Below are 20,058 nucleotides of genomic sequence, written 5' to 3' on the forward strand. Positions count from 1 at the left end.
CTTTGAAAACATATTTTGAACATATCAACGACGGTATTCGTACCACTTTAGGAGGATTAAAACTGACCTTCAGGCACCTGTGGCAAGCGCGAAATCGTCGAAGCAACCACAATGTCAGTACAGGGGGGTATTTTAATGAGCAAGAAGGAATGGTGACTTTGCAGTACCCGCTCGAAGTGATGCCTATACCCGATAATGGCCGTTATCGCTTACATAATGAAATGGACGATTGTATTGTCTGTGATAAATGTGCCAAGGTTTGTCCTGTCGATTGTATTGATATAGAGCCTATTAAAGCCACTGGTGAAGTTGGAAAAGCTTCAGACGGTTCGCCCATTCGCTTGTATGCCGCCAAGTTTGACATAGACATGGCCAAGTGTTGCTACTGTGGGCTTTGTACGACAGTGTGCCCAACAGAGTGTTTAACGATGACCAAAACCTTCGATTACAGTGAGTTTGATGTGCGTGACATGAACTACCATTACTCTAATCTTACGCCCGAACAGGCAGAAGAAAAGAAGTCGTTATATGAGCAGTTCATGCAGGAAAAGGAAGCCTTGAAAAAGCAAAAGGCGGTAGTTTCAGCGTCCGCGGTCGATAGTCCACAGACGACGGAAGAAAAACCTAACATAACTGCCCCTATTGGGGGAACGGGGGCTAGACCTAAACCAGCTTTCGCGCCTAAAAAGCCAGTGGCGCAGCCGTCAGCGGAGAGCGTTGAGCAGTCAGCCTCAACTCCCGCGCCCACAGTCGATAGTCCACAGACGACGGAAGAAAAACCTGAAACAACTGCCCCCATTGGGGGAACGGGGGCTAGACCGAAGCCTGTTTTCGCACCTAAGAAGCCAATTTTAAATACTGAGCCCACGGTCGATAGTCCACAGACGACGGAAGAAAAATCTAACACAACTGCCCCCATTGGGGGAACGGGGGCCAGACCGAAGCCTGTTTTTGTTCCAAAGAAGCCAATTTTAAATACTGAGCCCACGGTCGATAGTCCACAAACGACGGAAGAAAAATCTGACGAATCAGTCCCCATTGGGGGAACGGGGGCCAGACCGAAGCCTGTTTTCGTACCTAAAAAGCCAATTTTAAATACTGAGTCCACGGTCGATAGTCCGCAGACGACGGAAGAAAAACCTGAAACAACTGCCCCCATTGGGGGAACGGGAGCCAGACCGAAGCCTGTTTTTGTTCCTAAAAAGCCAATTTTAAATACTGAGTCCGTGGTCGATAGTCCACAGACGATGGAAGAAAAATCGAACACAACTGCCCCCAATGGGGGAACGGGGGCCAGACCGAAGCCTGTTTTTGTTCCTAAAAAGCCAATTTTAAATACTGAGTCCGTGGTCGATAGTCCACAGACGACGGAAGAAAAATCGAACGTAACTGCCCCCATTGGGGGAACGGGGGCACGACCTAAGCCTGTTTTTGTACCGAAGAAACCAAAACAAGAATAAAAAGGGCAATAATTAACAAAAGCCTCCCAAAGAGCTCTGTGCCATGCATTGTCTTTGGGAGGCTTTTGTTGTTTTACGGTCTGACTGCCGTCTGACCTTGGTCGCGGTCAGACGATAGTCAGACCGCGACCAAGAAATTAATGAGAAAACTAGCTTTCGGCTAATGTATCTGATTCTTTTGGCTTCGAAACAGCGGGAGCTTTTTTCGGAGCGGGGCGTTTGGCGGGAGCCGCAGGTTTAGCCGCCGCAGGTTTTGGTGCTGCTTTGGGAGCAGTGGGTGCCACCTCAGAAGTGACTGTTTTTACAGACTCGTCCACTTTTGGCGTAATTACTTTTGGCTCTTTTTTCTTCTTAGGCTCTTTTTTAGCCTTTTTAGCTTCTTTTTCGGCAGCTTTCTTCGCTTTTTTTGCTGCTTCTTTTTCGGCTGCTTCTTGAGCCTTCTTTGCCTCTTTGCTGATTTTTAGGAGCTTTTTAGCCAATTTCTCAGAAGCTTTTTCAATAGCTTTGGCTATTTTCTTCGATACATTTTCGGTGGTAAGGGCAGTCGATATTTTTTGTGCAATATCGCTTGCTGCTTTTTTCTTGTCTGATTTCATTGGGATAACAGAGGATATAGTTTGAAAGAAAAGATTTTACAAATAGATACAACAAATGTCGTTAAAACAAAAACTTTGGTCAGGGATTTTTATTTAAAATTTCTTTTTTACTCCAATCCAACCCCTCTCGCAGCCTTTCTTCGCTAATCAGCCATCCAGAAGGAGAGTTTTTGTCGGTTCGGAGCGATGTTAGAGACACAACGGAATCAAGGGTAGATTTATTGACCGCGTAGCCCGCTGTTTCTTCAGTAAATACCTCTTCAAATTGATACCCATATTTTACGTTCGCAACTCGAAAGCCTCCGACATACTGATCTGATAAGTCAAATAGCAAGAATACTGTTTGCCCTTTTGACATGGACAAGATACGGTTTTCCCAATACTCGATAAGCCGTAAGGCACCATAGGCTATCGGAGCCATTTGCTGTTGTTTGATCGCTTTTATTTCTTCTTGACTTATTTCCAAAAAATCAAAAAGGTAATAACTGTTAGCAATTTTGATTTGACTTGGCATCACGTCGATTTTTAAGAAAAGGTCATGGTACCCGTCGCCTAATGGGTCAATGATGAGGCGCATAAATGTATAAAAATTTAGCTACACAGCGGAGCAGCGAAACGTTTGTAGAAATTATAAATACAAACCTTATAATCCACAAAGCTGCGGAGCTGCGAAACGTTTGTAGAAACGTTTGTAGAAATTAGGTCATCAATTTAGAAACATAATCCCAAGCCACAATCCCAGCAGTTACCGATACGTTAAGTGAATGTTTAGTCCCAAATTGAGGAATTTCTAAACAAATATCGCTTTGATTCACAACGTCTTCATTGACCCCAAAAACCTCATTCCCCAAAATAAACGCGTACGACTGGTTGACGACTGGCTTAAACTCGTGCAAGAGCGTACTCCCTTCGGCTTGTTCAATAGAAACGACGGTAAATCCTTCGGTTTTCAATTGAGTGATAAGGGCTAAAACCTCTTCCACGTGCTCCCATTCGACAGATTCGTCGGCGCCGAGGGCAGTTTTGGTAATGTCGCGGTGAGGTGGGGTGCCTGTTAGCCCACATAAATAAATTTTCGATGCTTTAAAGGCATCGGCGGTGCGAAAAACCGAACCCACGTTGTTGAGGCTACGAATGTCATCGAGGATAAATACAAAGGAATGTTTGGCGGTGGACTTGAATTCTTCGACCGACAGGCGGTTGAGTTCGTCCATGGAAAGTTTTTGAAAGCCCATACGGTTTATTAAATTGTATCCTTACCAAAAGTTTTAAAAACTTTCGGAAAGGGGTTGATTAAACCTCAAAACAACGCAGAAAACTGCAAAATCTCAAGGAATAGCAGGCTTTAAGGTACGTTGACGAAACCCACATCCACCAAAAACTGTTACCTTTGTAGAAGTGATAATCGCAAAGAATGGAAGAATACCGCTTACACACCTTGCCCAATGGCATTCGTGTTGTACACAAACAAGTACCACATACCCAAATCGCTCACTGGGGAATTATGCTCGACATTGGTAGTCGAGACGAGCAACCACACCAGCAGGGCCTCGCGCACTTTTGGGAGCACATGGCTTTCAAAGGAACTCAAAAACGTAAATCGTATCACATCATCAACCGCCTCGAAACCGTCGGTGGGGAGTTGAATGCTTATACGACCAAAGAAAAAGTGTGTTTTCACGCGTCATTGCTGGCATCGCACAGCGATAAAGCCATTGAATTGTTGTCTGACATTACTTTTCATTCCGTTTTTCCCGAGAAACAAATCGAAAAAGAACGAGGGGTAATTTTGGAAGAAATGGCCATGTACCACGATTCTCCCGAGGACGCCATCCAAGATGATTTTGACGAATTGGTTTTTCAAAACCACCAATTGGGAAAGAATATCCTCGGAACTGCCGAAAGCGTTCGGTCGTTTGGTCGTAACGATTTACAAACTTTTATTGCAGATAACCTTGATACCGAACGCATCGTGGTGTCGTTGGTGAGCAATTTGCCTTTTAGCAAGGCGGTGAAGCAAGCCGAAAAATACCTGTACGACCTCCCTCATTCAACCAGCCAACGGATTCGTACGTCGCCGAGTATTTATGTACCGCAAACGCTGCGGGTAGCCCGTGGTATGACCCAGACCCAAGTGGCGATGGGGCGGCCAGCGTATGCAATGATGGATGAAAAACGTTTGCCGTTTTTTATGCTGATTAACCTCCTCGGTGGCCCTGGGATGAATTCCCGTTTTAACATGACGCTTCGGGAAAAATATGGCCTAGTTTATTCAATCGAAGCTACTTATGCGCCCTTTTTGGATACAGGTTTTTTGGGGGTATTTTTTGGAACAGAACCCAAAAACCTCGATCGTGCTATCCAATTGGTACATCGCGAATTGCGTCAAGTACGTGAAAAACCGTTGACGACGGTTCAGCTTCGTAATTTGAAAGTGCAGCTTATGGGGCAATTGGCCATGTCGGAAGAAGGAAATCAAAGCTTTATGTTGATGATGGCTAAAAGTATTTTAGATACTGGAAAAATAGATTCGCTGGAAGAAATTTTTCGGGAAATTGAAGCTGTAACTGCCTCACAACTCCAAGATATCGCCCAAGAAATGCTCGACGAAAGCCAATGGAGTAGCTTGTGCTTTGTGCCTGAGGACGACGCTAAGTAATCGGGTTGTGAGTAATCCTCCTCGCGTCGTTTGTTGTGAAAAAAGGCCATTTTATATACTTTTAGGCGTTTTTCCGTTTATATTTGTTAAACAACCTACACTAAATGGAGTTTTTGTCTGAGGCCATAGAGGGATATTCGCAGGCGCATACCTCGCCCGAAAGTATGCTGTTGGCTCTTCTCAATCGAGAAACGCACGCAAAGGTTTTGCAGCCTCGTATGTTGTCGGGGCACGTGCAAGGCCGTTTGCTGGCACTTTTTTCTAGCATGATGCGCCCGCGTAGGGTTCTTGAAATAGGTACCTATACGGGGTATTCAGCCTTGTGTTTGGCGGAAGGATTAACTGAAGATGGGCTTCTGATAACCATTGATGTCAATGAAGAGTTAGAGGATTTTACAAGGTCGTTTTTTGACAAATCTCCGTATAAAAATAAGATTGATTACCGAATCGCCAATGCCGTAGAATTGATTCCTACTTTGCCCGATACGTTTGATTTGGTGTTTATTGACGCCGACAAACTTAACTATGCGCTTTATTACGATTTGGTAATCGACAAAGTGCGCCCAGGCGGCGTTATTATTGCCGATAATGTGCTTTGGAGCGGAAAAGTTGTACAAACAGACAAAAAAATAGATAAGGATACGCAGAACCTTTTAGACTTTAATCAAAAAGTACACAACGACCCAAGGGTAAGCAACCTACTTTTGCCTATCCGCGACGGCTTGATGATTGCATATAAAAATTAGTTATGAAGCGAACCGAAACCACAATGAAACGTATTGTAGCCCTAACCACTCTTTTTTCATTCTTTTTGGTAGGATTTGTCGTTGCGCAAGCCCCTGCCGTGCCTACTGTACCGCGTAGCGTTGGCTTTGCTGGGATGAACGTGCAGCTTGATGAAGATGCGCGGGCCGTAGTTCAAACAGATGTAAAGGCTCTTATGGGCAACAAAAAATTTTGGGAAGCGAAATTGGATCGGTGCCTGCTGTTTTTTCCCATCGTTGAAGGGATTTTGATTGATGAAGATGTACCCGTTGATTTTAAATATTTAGCAGTACAAGAAAGCAATCTACAGCCCGATGCAGTTTCGGCGTCAAACGCGGTAGGGTTCTGGCAGTTCAAGAAAGAAACGGCTTTGGATTATGGTCTGCGTGTGGACGACCAGATAGATGAGCGTAAAAACATTACTTCGTCAACGCGGGCGGCGGCTAAGTACCTTAAAAAAAGCAATACGCAGTTTAATAATTGGGTCGCGTCGTTGTATTCTTATTATTTGGGAGCGGGTGGAATTAGTAAAACGATACCCGCAGAATGGGGGTATGCCCGCGAAATTAAATTAGATGGCAAGTCTGACCGTTATATTTTGCGCTTTTTGGCACATAAAATTGCCATTGAGTCGGCCATCGAACGCTATCAATCGCCTAATCAGTTTGTGTTGTTGGAGTATCCACAAGCAGGTGGTCGCTCGCTGGAAGGAATTGCCAAAGAATTTGCAGTTGATGAAACAAACCTTCGCGCTCAAAACCGCTGGCTAACAGCCAACGACATTCCGTCTGATAGAGCATATTCTTTGTTATTGCCAGTAACCAACGACCAGTACGAAACGGTGCGTTCGCGTTTGTCGGTTTTCAAAAAACCAAATCAACGTGATAATTTTACTCAAAAAGACATTGGATTTCCAGTGCTTGTGCGGGCAGAAGGATATAGCAATGACCTGCTTTTGTACGAAATTAATGGTTTGCCAGGCATTATGGCGGGTGGTAATGACAATGTGGAATCGTTGGCCAGAAAAGCCCGCGTTAGTTTTAGTAGTTTCTTACGCTATAATGACATGTCGGAACGCGGCCCTGTTGTGCCAGGTGAAGTATATTATTTGGCCAAGAAAAACAAACGCGCCGTGGTGCCTTTCCATACCGTGCGTGAAGGAGAATCGCTTTGGAAAGTTTCGCAGATTTATGGTGTTCGCTTGAAATTTTTGGTTCGTTACAACCGCATTGATAACCGCAACACGCGCCTTCAAACGGGACGTGTGCTTTGGTTGACGAAAAAACGCCCAAGAAGCAAACCCGTAGAAATCATCGAAGCTCCGCAAGATGAATGGAAGCCAGGAATGGATAAGTCGCAACCTCGTCCAGCGGTTCAGGAACCTGTGCGTACTGAACAAACGGCAGGAGCGAATACAACAACCAATAAAGTTCCACAAAATGCGTCGGAGCGTAAGGTTTATACTCCAAAAATGGCAGATACCCCTGCAACAACAACCTCTACACCAGCCCAAAATCAGCCCCAAACAACGACTGATTCCAAAGGTGGAGGGGTGGAGTTTACAGACTTGGGTACATCGGTAGAGCCTAAACCAAGCAAACAACCAAGTTCGTCGAATTCAACGACTAAGCCGAACCGTCGCGCGCCATCGTTTAACCCTGGGGATGATGATCGCGTGGTCATTATCAATGATGAATCGACGACTTCTAGCTCAAAGCCTAAACCATCGAATACTAAAAATACGACGCCAGCTTCGTCGTCAACAACGCCAACTACGAAACCTACAACCAACGATACCCCTCAGAAGCAGACGACTGTTACTACTCCGCCAAAACAGGACAAAGTTGCTACTAAGCCTACAACCGAAGAACCCGCTCCCACAACGCCTAAAAACACAACACCAGCAACTTCGACGACTGGTAAAGCAATTGTACACGTAGTAGGAGCAGGGCAGACGTTTTACAGTATTTCGAAAATGTATGATGTAACGGTCAACGACATTTTGTATTGGAATAACCTACCGCAAGATGCAAAGTTGTTGAGTGGACAAAAGCTAAATATTCGTCCCGTTGGAAATACGCTTGACCAACAACCCAAAGCAGTGGAGTTTATTACGCACACCGTAGCTCAAGGCGAAACGATGTTTAGCATTTCACAGAAATACGGCGTAAAAGTGGATCAAATCAAGGAGTGGAATGAGCTGCCTGATACGGGAGTGAAGATTGGTCAACAAATTAAGATTAAGAAACAATGATAGTCATTGATAATACCGTCATCAGCGACGACATTGCTGATCAATATTTTGTTTGTGAATTGACAAAATGCAAAGGTGCTTGTTGTATTGAAGGCGATATGGGAGCCCCTCTCAACGAAGACGAACTGGAGCAATTAGAAGAGGTTTTCCCTAAAGTGAAGCCTTATTTGAATAAAAAAGGGCTTGACGCCATTGAAAAAACGGGCTTGTACGAACAAGATGCTGATGGAGACTATGTCACTCCAACGGTCAATGGACGAGAGTGTGCATACGCCATTTATGACCAAAAAGGAATTTTGAAATGTGGCATTGAGCAGGCGTTTTTGGATAAAAAAATTACGTTCCGAAAACCGATTTCTTGCTATTTGTACCCTATTCGTATTACCAAATACGACCATTTTGATGCGCTGAATTATGATCGCTGGCACATTTGTCGTCCTGCTTGTGACAATGGACAGGAGCTGGGTGTGCCTTTGTATAAGTTCTTGAAAGACCCGCTAATTACCAAATATGGGGAAAAATGGTACGGTGAGTTGGTCAATAAAATCGAAAAGCCTTAGGAGAATTTGGAACCATATAAGAGATTATAAGGGCACATAAATTTTCTTATAATCTCCTATATGCCTAATATGGTTTAAAAACCAACCCATGGAATCAAAGAACTTCTTCGATGACGTGTATGACGTCGTTCGACAAATACCCGAAGGGCGCGCTACTTCTTACGGGGCAATCGCTAATTTTTTAGGGACAAAATTGACGGCTCGCATGGTTGGCTGGGCCATGAATGCCTGCCACGGTATGCCCGACGTCCCTGCCCATCGGGTCGTAAATCGTGACGGAATGCTCACGGGTAAACATTTTTTCGGAACACCTACGGCCATGCAAGAACTTTTGGAGCAGGAAGGCGTGAAAGTGAAAAATGATAAAATTGTGGATTTTAAAAAAGTCTTTTGGAATCCTTCGGACGAATTGTTGTAATTGGCACGATAAATGTGCAGCTACCTAAAAAAACTTGTAATCATGCGTTTTTTTTCGTTTTTTGTACTGTTTATTGCTAGTTATGTGCTTCATTCACAGGAGGTTCAGTGGGCTTCAAAGGTCATCGGTGTATCTTCGGAATATGCGCAAGGAAACGGGGCGCAGTACCGCCCTTCCCAACTTTTAGGCAAACCTAACAAACTTCCTCAGGGAGAAAGTGGCGCTTCGGCTTGGCGGTCGGCACAGCCTGACGCGGGCGAAGAATGGATAAAAGTGGGGTTTGATACACCCGCTCAAATTCGTCAAATTGTGATTGCCGAAAACCACGGTGCTGGCTGCGTTACGAGCGTTGTTGGGTACGATACCGATAACAAAGAATATACATTCTACAAAGCCAAGCCCGACGCGACTAAACGTGGCGCAGGAATGCACCGTATTTGGCTGCCACAACTGACGGCATTTAAGGTGACTTCTCTGAAAGTAACCCTCAACACGCAGTTGGTAGAAGGCTGGAACGAAATTGATGCCATTGGTATATCAGCCTCAGAAAAGCCCGTGGAGGCGGTGATTAACCTCGCTAAGAATGTTCCGAAAGAGCTAAAAAAAGAGAATCTTGGTCCGAATGTTAACTCTAAAGCCAACGAAGTAGCTCCCGTAATTTCGCCCGATGGACGCACAATCTACTTTACTCGCTACGACCACCCCGAAAATATTCGCACATCCGAAGATTATGATGTTTGGTACGCCGAGGAAAAGAATGGGGTGTGGCAAAAAGCGCAGAACATGGGTAAGCCCATCAACAACGCCCAAGAAAATTCTATTTGTTATATCTCTCCCGACGACCGTACAGCGCTCTTAATGAACATTTATCACCCCGACGGAAGCTTGTCGAAGGGGGTATCAGTGAGCCGTAAAAACCGTACAGGCTGGACTGCTCCACAGGAGTTACGCCTTCAAAGTTATGTCAACGAACACTCTTTCTCGGGGTTTTACATTGGCCCTAACGGAAAAGTAATGGTGTTGTCGTTGCAAGATGGAAATACCAAAGGGGGAGCAGATTTGTACGTGTCTTTCCAACAAGCTGACGGTACTTGGTCGCCCGCTAAAAATATGGGTGCTGATTTGAACACGGCCGACGATGAGTTTACGCCTTTTTTGGCTACCGATAATCAAACGATTTATTTTACCTCCAGTGGCCGCAGCGGATACGGTGAGATGGATATTTACGTAAGTCGTCGTTTGGACGAAACTTGGACGCGATGGTCGGAACCAGAAAATCTCGGCCCTGCCTTCAATACGTCCGATTTTGAAGCACATTTTACCATTCCTGCCTCAGGAGCGTACGCGTATTTTTGTTCGTCCGAAAACTCATTGGGTGAATTTGATATTTTCAGAATGAAGCTTCCAGAGCAGATTCGCCCCGTTCCGACGGTGATGTTGAAGGGAGTGGTTCTTGATCAAACTACCAAACAGCCCGTGGCAGCCGAGGTCATTGTGGAAGATTTAGACCAAAAACAAACCCCGCAACGCATCGACTATGATCCTGCCGTGGGTGATTTCAAAGTGGTCTTAGATACCCAAAAACAATACGGCCTAACGGCGCAACGAAAAGGGTATCAGTCGGGAGGAATGGTGATTGATTTGACAAAAGAAACGCAGTACCGCGAACTTCGCCGTGAACTCATTTTGGCTCCCATTGAAATTGGCCAAAAAGTGACGCTGAACACGATTGGGTTTGCCCAGAGCAAGTTTGATTTGTTGCCTGCGTCGTTGCCAGAGTTAGACCGAATCGCGCAAATGATGACTGAAAACGGGACGATGGAAGTGCTCATCGAAGGACATACAGACAACGTCGGGGATTTTGATGCCAACTTGCAATTATCAAAAGATAGGGTAGAGGAGGTGAAGCGTTATTTGGGTACTAAAGGAATTGTGGGTGATAGAATCCAGACCAAAGGTTATGGCCCTACTCGACCAGTTGCTCCTAATACGACGGAAGACAACCGCAAGAAAAACCGTCGGGTAGAGTTTACGATTTTGAAGAAATAATTTTTTTAAACCATATAAGACATATAAGGGATTATAAGAAAAGCTTAGATGCTCTTATATGGTTCAAAACTAGAAAAAATCATATTTTGACAAAATTGAACCGAAGGAAGTATAAAAATATTTTCTTCGGTTCTTTTGTTTAATGCGATATTTTCTTGATATTTGTTTAAGTAAATATCTCACTTCAAAGATACCTTGTTCTTTCTTTTGTCTATTTCGGAGCCTAATGTAGCTTACCCTACAATGCTACAGCTCATCAATCAACCTACAAATTAAAAACCCCTCAAACGAGGAAGCCCTACCGAAATTCATTCGGTACAAGAATCCATTGTTTTATTCGTTTTTGCTTTTCAATAAAGCCCTACTTCAATCATTACTGCTATGAACCGTTTTTCAATTTTATATTTGTTCAAAGGAAGTTTTTATCACCTAACTTACACCACGCGTCCTGAGGCGGAAGAGGCGATTAAAAACTTTGCCCAAATCTCAAAAGGATTGCCTTTAGGGATTTATGATGCTAAAACAGAGCTGTTTACCTGGGAAACCGCGCGCGAAAAAGAATACAACCAGCTTGCGATTGAGGAGCAAGGTCGGCGTGGAAATGAGATTATTTCCATTATCGAAAAATTGAGGGCCTCGGGCCTCGAAATTGCCCCTGTAGAAGAAGAACCAGAACGCCCATTGACGCTGCCAGCGGATGAATCAAAGGAAATTTCTTCAAAAGGAAGGCGTTTGGCGAAAGCGGTAACGGAAAAATAGAGAAAAGAAAAGCGTCGGTGGAAAATTTCCCTGCCGACGCTTTGCCATTGATTTTGAAGTATTTTTGTTAAAACTAGAATTACCCGATTTCAATTGTGCCTCGTAAATAGAGTTTTACTTGGCCTGCTATTTCTACGCGGTCTCCGATAAGCTTTGTTTTTAAAACACCACCACGGGCAGAAACTTGCAGGGCTTCCATCTCGGTTTTGCCCAATTTGTCGGCCCAATAGGGCGTGAGCGTGGTGTGTGCTGAACCCGTGACGGGGTCTTCGGCAATGCCTGATTGTGGTGCAAAAAAACGCGATACAAAATCGACCGAATCGCCTGGGGCTGTAATGATTACACCACGCGCAGGCAAAGTCGATAAAACAATAATATCGGGCTGAAGCGTGCGTACTTGCTCTTCGGATTCTAATACCGCCATGAAGTCGGTTTTTCCGCGTAAAATTTCAACGGGACTGATGTCACCCAACGCTTCCAACAAAGCAGGAGGCGAAAGCAATTGTTTGTGAATGCTGTCAACGGGGAAGTTAAGAACGAGCCAATCGCCTTCTTTGCGAACATTGAGAATGCCGCTTCGTGAGTCGAAATTTATTTCGTTGTGAGGGTAATTTTCGATGGAGAACAATACATAAGCGGTGGCCAGCGTGGCGTGGCCGCACAGGTCCACTTCGACCGTAGGGGTGAACCAACGAATGTGAAAACCTGCTTCCGTCGGGACATAAAAAGCCGTTTCGGCCAAGTTGTTTTCAGCGGCGATGGCCTGCATGGTTTCGTCAGGAAGCCATGAGGTAAGCGGCACGACAGCGGCAGGATTACCGCCAAAAACTTTGTCGGTAAACGCGTCGAGTTGATAAAGTGATAATTGCATAAGAGTAATTAGAAGAACTAAAATACCCCCCCTTATTGTGCTTTGGCGGTGTATTTAGTAGGGTAAGTCTTTTGTTGAAACTGGTCAAAAGGCTCTTTTTGGTGATTATTGTCGCCAAAATATGCGAGCACTTGGTGGAACATACGTGGTTCCAAATAACCAGCAATCGGTTGGATGAGGTTCATTTTTTCATCCATGAAAACCGTGGTTGGATAGCCCGTCACTTTGCCATTGATTAGGCTACGGAACGACACTTTTCCAAACATGACGTCGGCATCTTTTTCTGGATTGTATTTTACGGCGTAGAATTTCTTGTTTGTAAACTGAACCACTTCCGCATTTTTGAAGGTATTTTTATCCATTACTTTGCACCATCCGCACCACTCTGTATATAAATCAATCCAAATTTTGCGTGGTTGTTTTTGGTTAAGTTTGTAGGCTTCTTCCAACGTCACCCACTGAATTTTGGCTTCTTCGGTTTTGGGTTCAACGGATTTAAAAGCCATAAGGCTTACCATTACAGTAGTGATGACGGCGGCGATTCCAATCTTTTTCATGGTTTGGCGTATTATTTTAAGATGATTGTTTAACGTTTAAAGTTTTCAATTTGTTCCAATACAAATACCAAGCCATTTTTGTAGTTACCTCACAGCCATCGCTTTTACAAATTCGCGCTGGGCTTTTTGATAGACTTTGGTCTGGGAAGGGTCGGGGTGATAAGTATCGGCAAATCGAACGTATTGATGGACTCCTTCTTCCAAGCTTTCAAGTTTTCCCAACGATTTCATTGCTAGCAAAGTCGCCCCAAGGCAACCGCTTTCGTTGCTTTCGTTGACCCGAACGGGCGTACTGAAAATATCTGTCAACAATTGCACCCAAAATTTGGAACGCGTAAAACCACCGTTGGCGTGCAAGATGCGGGTTTTGTTGAGTTGAGAGTCGATAATTTGACGAATTTGGTTGAGGTTCATCAATACCCCTTCTAGCGTAGCGCGCGCCATGTGGGCTTGGGTGTGCTGCCACTGCAAACGTTGGTAGCTCCCATAAGCGTGGGCATCCCAAACGGGAGCGCGCTCACCCAGTAGGTAAGGCACAAACAACAAGCCTTCGGCGCCTGCGCCGATACTTTCGGCCATGGCAAGCAGTTCGCTGGTGTCTTTTAAAAGTAAGTGTTTTGAAAGCCACTCGAGTACATTGCCGCCGTTGTTGGTGGGGCCGCCCGATACGTAATGGGTTTCGTCCAAAACGTAGGTAAACAAACGCTGCTGAGGGTCGCGAGCGGGAGTAGCGGCGGTTTGACGCACCGCTCCGCTGGTGCCAATGGTGAGGGTAGTGACGCCCATGTCCAAAGCTCCTGAGCCCAAATTGGCTAAACAGGCATCGCCCGCACCAATCACAAATGGAGTACCAACAGGAACGCCTAGCTGTTTGGCAAGGCTTCGTTGGGTAAGTTTTTCTTGGTGATAAGTTGGAACTAGGTCGGACAGTTGGGAGGCGTTTATACCTGCATAATCCATGGCCAATGCACTCCACCGAAACCGTCGATTGTCGAGCAGGGCGGTGCCAGAAGCCATCGAATAGTCGATTTGAAATTTTCCAAAAAGTCGGTACCAGATGTATTCTTTTTGGGAAACAAAACGGCTGATTTTACTAAAAATAGCGGGTTTTTGTTCGCGAAACCACACCATTTTGGTCAATGGTGCGTAAGGGTGGGCAGGTATGCCTACTTGCGGATAAAGCTTCGTTAAGAGTGGGTGCGTTTTAAGGACATCGGCCTGGGCTTCACTGCGGTTGTCGGCCCAGAGGAGCGAACGCGTAAGCCGACGATTGCGGGCGTCGATAGGAATGACGCTGTGCATGGCCGAACACAAGCCAATGGCTTCGATGCTGGCGTTTTTGTGGCGTAATTGCTCCGCAACTTGCTGGATTACAGCCACGAATAGCCCATAAATTTCGTCAGGATTTTGCTCAACGTAACGCGGCTTTGGATGGTAAGTAACGCAGGCTGCTGAGGCGTGTGCGACGGTTTCTCCTGCTTCGTCAATGGCAGTTGCTTTTACGTTGGTTGTGCCAATGTCAACCCCAATCCAAGTTTTCATTCTTAAAGGTTATTTTGGGTAACTGATGGGTATCGACGGGGGTTGTGCGTAACCCCTGTTTTGGTTTTGAGAAACCGAAAGCACGATACGAGTAACTCCTGTTTCGGTTTTGAGAAACCGAAAACACAGTTTATTCTTCTATGGGAACATTACGTTTGAAGGCTGCCCCAAAATCAATCAGCGATTCGGTTTTGAGAACGCCAGGGATATGGTCAATTTTTTCGTATAAAACTTTGCGCATGTGCTCGTTGCTACGCGCTACTATGCGAATGTAAAGCGTATATTTTCCTGTAATATAATAACACTCAGTAACTTCTGGGATTTGCTTGAGTGCGTCAATAATTTTCTCAGAATCAGAGTCTTCTTTCAGTGTAATGCCTGTAAAAGCCCCCCATTCGTAGCCTAATTTTCGTTCGTTTAATACAATCGTGCTTCCTTTTAGAATGCCAATTCGTTTCAACTTTCCTACCCGTTGATGCACCATTGTGTTGGAAATCTGTAAATCATCGGCGATGGCCGAATAAGCTTTGCGGGCGTCTCGTTCGAGTTGCTGCAAAATGAGTCGGTCAAATTCGTCAAGTGGTTCTTCCATAATTTTTGATACTCAGAAGATAGTAAATGTAGTAAAAGTGCGTCGGGTTTTGACCCGACGCACAAGGTCTTCGTTAGACTATTTAGGGTCTAACGCCTTCTTAATGCGGAAAACGCAATCTTGAAGGTGGTATTTCGTCATTTTGTCGGTAATGGTAGGAAGTGCTGCTTGAATTTCGCCTTGCAACGAAGCCAAGTGTGCACGTACCATCGACTGCACATCATTTTTGCGTATGTCCACCGATGGAGCGACTACAGCGCCAAACATCTTCATCGGAGTTGTTGAAGGAAAACCAACTGCCGCAGGTGCGTTTAGCGTTGCAATCATGCGCTCTACATAGATTTTTTGAAGGTTACGACGGTGCGCATCGGCTGCTTTGCGCGTTTTTAATTCTCCCCAAACTCCCCCTTTTACATCGGCAAATAACTCATCCATTGAGTAGGCATCTGCCGTTTTTTCTGTCATCTCAATCATTCGCTGGAGGCGGTCGCTGGCAAAAAGGCTACTAAGGGTAGTTTCTTGGATTTTTGAAATAAAATCAACCCCCATATCAGGACGAATACGACGCATAATATTTTCGTCTAATATCCATTTGGGGGTGTTAAACAACTGTTGATTCAAGAAAGCGACCGCATCTTTTTGCATTTTTTTAGGCGTAGGTTCATACACAGGCCCTGCTTGGTCGGATGATTTTGGGGTTTCGTAAATCCCCCCCACGTTTTTGGTGACGTGGCCCATGTAGCGACGAAACTGCGTTACCACTTCGTTGAAACCTTCTTCCAACATGTCATAATCTTCGCCTTCTTGTTTGGTCCATTCGATGAGGTTAGGAACAATACGCTGGAGGTTTTTGATACCGTATCCGCTGGCAAGCATGGCGTTGTCACCGATGTCTTCGTTTTGAGAACGCGGGTCGTACGGGTTGGTTTCGGTCAAGAACCACAAACGGCGGTTAGGAAGCGCTTTTTCTTTGTACCATTTGTTAAGAATTAATTTATCCTCCTCAGGTGTTTTGGTGTCGTAGATGGGTTTGTAAGCCCACTCAATCGCCCAAATGTCGTAGTCGCCGATGCGAGGGAAAAAGTCAGTCACGCCGTCTTCGGGTTGAGCCACGTAGTTGAAACGAGCGTAGTCCATGATAGACGAAGTGTGTCCATTTTTGGTAATAAACTCTTTGTCACGAAGCTTTTCAACTGGGGTCGCCGTCGATGCGCCGTAGTTGTGACGAAGACCAAGCGTGTGTCCTACTTCGTGTGACGACACAAAGCGAATCAGTTGTCCCATCAATTCATCGTCAAACTTATTCTTACGAGCGCGTGGGTCAGCGGCTGCGGCTTGGGTCATGTACCATTTTTTGAGGAGTTTCATCACGTTATGGTACCAACCGATGTGGCTTTCCAAAATCTCTCCCGTACGCGGGTCGTGTACGTTGGGGCCGTACGCATTTTCAATGTCGGACGCAAAATAACGAATCGCTGAGTAGCGGGCATCTTCCATGCTAATGGTGGTGTCGTTATCGGCCAAAATTTCGCCACGGATGGCATTTTTCCAGCCTGCTTTTTCAAAGGCTACGTTCCAATCGTCAACCCCCATTTTTAGGAACTTACGCCATTGTTTCGGCGTAGCAGGGTCGATGTAGAAAACGATTGGTTTTTTAGGCTCAATCAACTCACCACGGCGCTGACGTTCTTCGTCGGCTTTGTTTTTAGGTTCTAAGCGCCAACGAACCACAAATGTTTTGTCTTCGGTACGTTGTGAGTTTTCGCCATAAACGGTATAACCATTGGCAAAATAACCTACGCGCAAGTCAAACAAACGCTGTTTCATTGGTACGGCTGGTAGGGCAATAAACGAGGTGTTCAGCTCCATTGTCACTGCGCCTGCAATCGAAGCAGCGGGTAGGTTTACCGAAGGAATAGGGCTTGTAGAAGGCCCAAAGCTTGGTGTAGGAGGGGTCACACCGTAGGTTTTTACTACTTTTATTTCCGTGTTGATGGGGAAAGACTTGATGCTCTGTATGTAGGTACGGTCGTTTTGAAGCATCGTCAATTTATAGGCTTGACGAACGAGGGGAGACATCGAAATCACGGTGTTGTCGCTTTTGAAGAAGTCGGTTACTTCAATGACCACCGAGGTGTCCTTGCGCACTGCTTTTACATCAAAGGCCATGGCAATCGGGTCAAGGTTAGAGTTGCGAACGGCCTTGTAAATGGGAGAATTGGCATCGTCACTCACGTTGATAAAAGCTACCGAACGCATAAAAACCTTGTTGTCAGGGCCTTTTTCAAAACGAACTACTTGGCGGTTAAGCAATTCGCCACCGTAAGCAGGCAAACCTACCGACCCAGGCGTGGTACTTGACTGTGAAAGGCGCGTGATGGCCATCATCTCGCGACCAAGTAGCGAATCGGGGAGTTCAAAGAAGTATTTTTCATCTATTTTGTGAACGATGAATAAGCCCTTGGTCGTCTTACTTTTGTCGGTAATTACTTCTTTGTAGGGCTTGGGGCCTGCCTTTGGAGCAGCGGCGGGCGCGGCGGGTGCCGTTGCCGCTGGGGTGCCACTGGCTGCGGGTGGCGTGGTGGGGCGACGGTCTTGCGCGATGGCCGAAAAGCTAAGTGCTGTGGCCAAAAAAAGGAGTTGTTTAAACATGTTAACGAAAGTTAGATTTGGTTTTATAGCGTGTTTGAAATTAAAAAACTGTTTTAAATTTAAGTGTTTGAAAGAAATTTGACTTGTTAAAAATTGAAAATAAGTTAAAATGTAAGTTTACAAAAGTAATAAAAATTGTTGGCTCCAATCTCTAAAATCACCATGACGACCGAACTTACTCAAACCGACTATCTTATTGGCCTTGAAAAGCGCTACGGAGCGCATAATTATAAGCCCGTACCAGTAGTGATTGAGCGTGGCGAAGGGGTTTTTGTGTGGGATATTGAAGGCAAGCGCTATTACGATTTTTTGTCGGCTTACAGTGCGGTCAATCAAGGGCACTGTCACCCACGCATTGTGACGGCGCTAACCAATCAAGCGCAGAAATTGACGCTTACGTCGCGGGCGTTTCATAACTCCGTATTGGGCGAATGTGAGAAATTTTTGTGTGATTATTTTGGGTACGACAAAGTGCTGATGATGAACTCAGGCGTAGAGGGCGGAGAGACGGCGCTCAAGTTGACCCGAAAATGGGGATATTTGGTCAAAGGGATTCCAAAAAATGAAGCCAAGACCGTTTATGCCGCAGGGAATTTCTGGGGGCGTACGCTCGCGGCTATTTCGTCCTCAACCGACCCCGAAAGTACCGATGACTACGGCCCTTTTTTGCCAGGATATATTATTGTACCGTACAACGATTTAGAAACGTTGGAAAAAACGTTCCAAGCCGACCCGAACATTGCAGGCTTTATGGTAGAACCCATTCAGGGGGAAGCGGGCGTCGTGGTACCTGATGAAGGATATTTGCGCGGCGTTCGGGCATTGTGTACCAAGTACAATGTGTTGTTTATTGCGGATGAAGTTCAAACGGGTCTTGGGCGTACGGGAAAACGCTTGGCGTGTGACCACGAAGGCGTGAAACCTGATATTTTGGTGTTGGGAAAAGCCCTTTCGGGCGGGGTGTATCCTGTTTCGTGCGTTTTGGCGAATGACGAAATCATGCTCACCATCAAGCCAGGCCAACACGGTTCGACCTACGGCGGAAATCCATTGGCCGCCGCTGTAACAGTAGCGGCGTTGAAGGTACTAGAGGATGAAAAATTGGCCGAAAATGCGGAGCGCTTGGGTGAACTATTCCGAGAAAGAATGCGGCAAATCCAGCAAAAAACGACCCTGATTGAAACCGTTCGCGGAAAAGGATTACTCAACGCCATCGTGATTGCGACCGACGAAGAAAGCCCACTAGCGTGGCAGATTTGCCTCAAACTCAAAGAAAAAGGGCTACTTTGCAAACAAACCCACGGCAATAAAATTCGTTTTGCTCCGCCATTAGTGATTACAGAATCGCAAATTGAGGAAGCTTGTGATTTGATTGAGGAGGTGATTTTGGGGGTGACTGCTCAAAAAAGTAAGTAATATTAAAAATGCGGAAATTCTACACCCTTTTACAAGTCTGTGCAGTCCTTTTTTTGTCTTTAACGGTAAAGGCCCAATCGTCTTTTACTGAAGGGGTTCTTATCTATAAAGCTGATACCTTAGAAAAGCGTGAAGCATCTCCTGCGGCTTATATTGTGTCACAAGTAGTTGTTTACAAAAAAACAAATGACCTTCGAATCGAAGTTTGGCGAGTCAATAGATTCGATAACAAAGATTTTTATAAGGATATTCATATCAGAAATAAGAGCGGGATTTACATGCTTGTGGAGTCGTCTGATTCGATGATGGCATCATTGGCAAACTTTGCCATATTTATATCTTATGAGGAAGAAAAACGTTTTCAAAATGAACGCGTCATAGAACAAAATGCCAGCCATTACAAAGTGAGTAAAGTGATTGAAAACACAAGTTGGTTTAATTGGCCAGCACAAAGAGTTTTGGTGAAAGGAGGGGCAAAGAATGAGGAATCTGAAATGACACTAACAAATGCCATTGAAGTTCCTGTGGGCTCAGTTTTCGATTCTCTACTGGGTGCTATAGATGGCACACCCTTACAATTTGTTTTCAACGTATATGGTTGGATGACCCGTTTGACAGCATCCGATTTCAAATTGGAAAAAGTTGCTGACACAAAGTTTCAAGTAAATCCAAAGTTCACAATCATGGGCTTTGAGGAGACGCTAAAGAAAATTTCAGATTTTAAATAGACGTTTTCATTTTACAAATTTGCCCCGCCTTTGGTGATTACTGAGTCGCAAATTCAGGAAGCGTGTGATTTGATTGAGGAGGTGATTTTGGGGTGGAAGTGGTTGGTTAGATTTTTTGTTTAGGCTGCGCTGACCAAAGCTTTATTCCAATCATTTAAGCTGTTGCACAACTCTGATTTA

The 20,058-nt window shown here is 45.1% G+C and carries 18 protein-coding genes; 10 read left to right on the top strand and 8 right to left on the bottom strand.

Features of this window, described 5'->3' with window-relative positions:
- The first annotated feature begins 2 nt into the window (after positions 1–2).
- Complete coding sequence (locus AC23P2_RS12840) at positions 3–1,460, top strand: 4Fe-4S binding protein (RefSeq protein WP_487773569.1); 1,458 nt, start codon at positions 3–5, stop codon at positions 1,458–1,460.
- Positions 1,461–1,609: 149 nt separating this feature from the next.
- Here AC23P2_RS12840 and AC23P2_RS12845 read toward each other — a convergent pair whose 3' ends face one another.
- The 3 genes from AC23P2_RS12845 to AC23P2_RS12855 all read right to left on the bottom strand — a co-directional run bounded on the left by AC23P2_RS12845 (position 1,610) and on the right by AC23P2_RS12855 (position 3,291).
- Positions 1,610–2,056 (bottom strand): hypothetical protein, encoded by a 447-nt coding sequence (locus AC23P2_RS12845; protein WP_487773570.1) that lies wholly within the window; start codon positions 2,054–2,056, stop codon positions 1,610–1,612.
- Between the two features lie 79 nt (positions 2,057–2,135).
- Positions 2,136–2,633, bottom strand: coding sequence for a hypothetical protein (locus tag AC23P2_RS12850; protein WP_487773571.1), 498 nt, complete (start codon positions 2,631–2,633; stop codon positions 2,136–2,138).
- A 121-nt stretch (positions 2,634–2,754) separates the two neighbouring features.
- Positions 2,755–3,291, bottom strand: a complete 537-nt coding sequence (locus AC23P2_RS12855) for an RNA methyltransferase (RefSeq protein WP_487773572.1) — start codon at positions 3,289–3,291, stop codon at positions 2,755–2,757.
- 179 nt (positions 3,292–3,470) lie between these two features.
- On the opposite strand from AC23P2_RS12855, the gene AC23P2_RS12860 reads away from it, so the two are divergent.
- The 7 genes from AC23P2_RS12860 to AC23P2_RS12890 all read left to right on the top strand — a co-directional run bounded on the left by AC23P2_RS12860 (position 3,471) and on the right by AC23P2_RS12890 (position 11,520).
- A complete protein-coding gene (locus AC23P2_RS12860; RefSeq protein WP_487773573.1) occupies positions 3,471–4,715 on the top strand; it encodes a M16 family metallopeptidase in 1,245 nt (414 codons plus the stop codon).
- Between the two features lie 104 nt (positions 4,716–4,819).
- The gene (locus tag AC23P2_RS12865; protein ID WP_487773574.1) at positions 4,820–5,461 is read left to right on the top strand and encodes an O-methyltransferase; all 642 of its coding nucleotides are present in this window, start codon (positions 4,820–4,822) and stop codon (positions 5,459–5,461) included.
- Between the two features lie 23 nt (positions 5,462–5,484).
- Entirely contained in the window at positions 5,485–7,734 is a 2,250-nt protein-coding gene (locus AC23P2_RS12870; RefSeq protein ID WP_487773575.1) for a LysM peptidoglycan-binding domain-containing protein, read from the top strand.
- Entirely contained in the window at positions 7,731–8,294 is a 564-nt protein-coding gene (locus AC23P2_RS12875; protein WP_487773576.1) for a DUF3109 family protein, read from the top strand. Before AC23P2_RS12870 ends, AC23P2_RS12875 begins: the two co-directional genes overlap by 4 nt.
- 88 nt (positions 8,295–8,382) lie before the next feature.
- The gene (locus AC23P2_RS12880; protein ID WP_487773577.1) at positions 8,383–8,712 is read left to right on the top strand and encodes an MGMT family protein; all 330 of its coding nucleotides are present in this window, start codon (positions 8,383–8,385) and stop codon (positions 8,710–8,712) included.
- 42 nt (positions 8,713–8,754) lie between these two features.
- Positions 8,755–10,761 carry an OmpA family protein gene (locus AC23P2_RS12885; RefSeq protein ID WP_487773578.1) on the top strand — a complete coding sequence of 669 codons (2,007 nt, stop codon included), beginning with the start codon at positions 8,755–8,757 and terminating at the stop codon, positions 10,759–10,761.
- A gap of 381 nt (positions 10,762–11,142) precedes the next feature.
- Positions 11,143–11,520 carry a hypothetical protein gene (locus AC23P2_RS12890; RefSeq protein WP_487773579.1) on the top strand — a complete coding sequence of 126 codons (378 nt, stop codon included), beginning with the start codon at positions 11,143–11,145 and terminating at the stop codon, positions 11,518–11,520.
- Positions 11,521–11,599: 79 nt separating this feature from the next.
- On the opposite strand, the gene AC23P2_RS12895 is transcribed toward AC23P2_RS12890, so the two are convergent.
- The 5 genes from AC23P2_RS12895 to AC23P2_RS12915 all read right to left on the bottom strand — a co-directional run bounded on the left by AC23P2_RS12895 (position 11,600) and on the right by AC23P2_RS12915 (position 17,734).
- A complete protein-coding gene (locus AC23P2_RS12895) occupies positions 11,600–12,391 on the bottom strand; it encodes a PhzF family phenazine biosynthesis protein (RefSeq protein ID WP_487773580.1) in 792 nt (263 codons plus the stop codon).
- 32 nt (positions 12,392–12,423) lie between these two features.
- Positions 12,424–12,948 carry a thioredoxin family protein gene (locus AC23P2_RS12900; RefSeq protein WP_122931575.1) on the bottom strand — a complete coding sequence of 175 codons (525 nt, stop codon included), beginning with the start codon at positions 12,946–12,948 and terminating at the stop codon, positions 12,424–12,426.
- An 84-nt stretch (positions 12,949–13,032) separates the two neighbouring features.
- Positions 13,033–14,490 carry a gluconokinase gene (locus AC23P2_RS12905; RefSeq protein ID WP_487773581.1) on the bottom strand — a complete coding sequence of 486 codons (1,458 nt, stop codon included), beginning with the start codon at positions 14,488–14,490 and terminating at the stop codon, positions 13,033–13,035.
- 130 nt (positions 14,491–14,620) lie between these two features.
- Positions 14,621–15,082 carry an Lrp/AsnC family transcriptional regulator gene (locus AC23P2_RS12910; protein ID WP_183973990.1) on the bottom strand — a complete coding sequence of 154 codons (462 nt, stop codon included), beginning with the start codon at positions 15,080–15,082 and terminating at the stop codon, positions 14,621–14,623.
- 78 nt (positions 15,083–15,160) lie between these two features.
- Entirely contained in the window at positions 15,161–17,734 is a 2,574-nt protein-coding gene (locus AC23P2_RS12915) for a zinc-dependent metalloprotease (protein WP_487773582.1), read from the bottom strand.
- Positions 17,735–17,896: 162 nt separating this feature from the next.
- Here AC23P2_RS12915 and rocD point away from each other — a divergent pair, with 162 nt between their 5' ends.
- Positions 17,897–19,150 (top strand): ornithine--oxo-acid transaminase, encoded by a 1,254-nt coding sequence (gene rocD / locus AC23P2_RS12920; RefSeq protein WP_487773583.1) that lies wholly within the window; start codon positions 17,897–17,899, stop codon positions 19,148–19,150.
- Between the two features lie 8 nt (positions 19,151–19,158).
- Complete coding sequence (locus AC23P2_RS12925) at positions 19,159–19,878, top strand: hypothetical protein (protein WP_487773584.1); 720 nt, start codon at positions 19,159–19,161, stop codon at positions 19,876–19,878.
- The last annotated feature ends 180 nt before the right edge of the window (positions 19,879–20,058 follow it).

This window comes from Runella sp. R0.1_18 (genome assembly GCF_057652155.1).

Bases quoted from the DNA above. Each gene is read 5' to 3' on its own strand.
- AC23P2_RS12845 (WP_487773570.1), bottom strand. From the start codon at position 2,056: ATGAAATCAGACAAGAAAAAAGCAGCAAGCGATATTGCACAAAAAATA.
- AC23P2_RS12850 (WP_487773571.1), bottom strand. From the start codon at position 2,633: ATGCGCCTCATCATTGACCCATTAGGCGACGGGTACCATGACCTTTTC.
- AC23P2_RS12855 (WP_487773572.1), bottom strand. From the start codon at position 3,291: ATGGGCTTTCAAAAACTTTCCATGGACGAACTCAACCGCCTGTCGGTC.
- AC23P2_RS12860 (WP_487773573.1), top strand. From the start codon at position 3,471: ATGGAAGAATACCGCTTACACACCTTGCCCAATGGCATTCGTGTTGTA.
- AC23P2_RS12865 (WP_487773574.1), top strand. From the start codon at position 4,820: ATGGAGTTTTTGTCTGAGGCCATAGAGGGATATTCGCAGGCGCATACC.
- AC23P2_RS12870 (WP_487773575.1), top strand. From the start codon at position 5,485: ATGAAACGTATTGTAGCCCTAACCACTCTTTTTTCATTCTTTTTGGTA.
- AC23P2_RS12875 (WP_487773576.1), top strand. From the start codon at position 7,731: ATGATAGTCATTGATAATACCGTCATCAGCGACGACATTGCTGATCAA.
- AC23P2_RS12880 (WP_487773577.1), top strand. From the start codon at position 8,383: ATGGAATCAAAGAACTTCTTCGATGACGTGTATGACGTCGTTCGACAA.
- AC23P2_RS12885 (WP_487773578.1), top strand. From the start codon at position 8,755: ATGCGTTTTTTTTCGTTTTTTGTACTGTTTATTGCTAGTTATGTGCTT.
- AC23P2_RS12890 (WP_487773579.1), top strand. From the start codon at position 11,143: ATGAACCGTTTTTCAATTTTATATTTGTTCAAAGGAAGTTTTTATCAC.
- AC23P2_RS12895 (WP_487773580.1), bottom strand. From the start codon at position 12,391: ATGCAATTATCACTTTATCAACTCGACGCGTTTACCGACAAAGTTTTT.
- AC23P2_RS12900 (WP_122931575.1), bottom strand. From the start codon at position 12,948: ATGAAAAAGATTGGAATCGCCGCCGTCATCACTACTGTAATGGTAAGC.
- AC23P2_RS12905 (WP_487773581.1), bottom strand. From the start codon at position 14,490: ATGAAAACTTGGATTGGGGTTGACATTGGCACAACCAACGTAAAAGCA.
- AC23P2_RS12910 (WP_183973990.1), bottom strand. From the start codon at position 15,082: ATGGAAGAACCACTTGACGAATTTGACCGACTCATTTTGCAGCAACTC.
- AC23P2_RS12915 (WP_487773582.1), bottom strand. From the start codon at position 17,734: ATGTTTAAACAACTCCTTTTTTTGGCCACAGCACTTAGCTTTTCGGCC.
- rocD (WP_487773583.1), top strand. From the start codon at position 17,897: ATGACGACCGAACTTACTCAAACCGACTATCTTATTGGCCTTGAAAAG.
- AC23P2_RS12925 (WP_487773584.1), top strand. From the start codon at position 19,159: ATGCGGAAATTCTACACCCTTTTACAAGTCTGTGCAGTCCTTTTTTTG.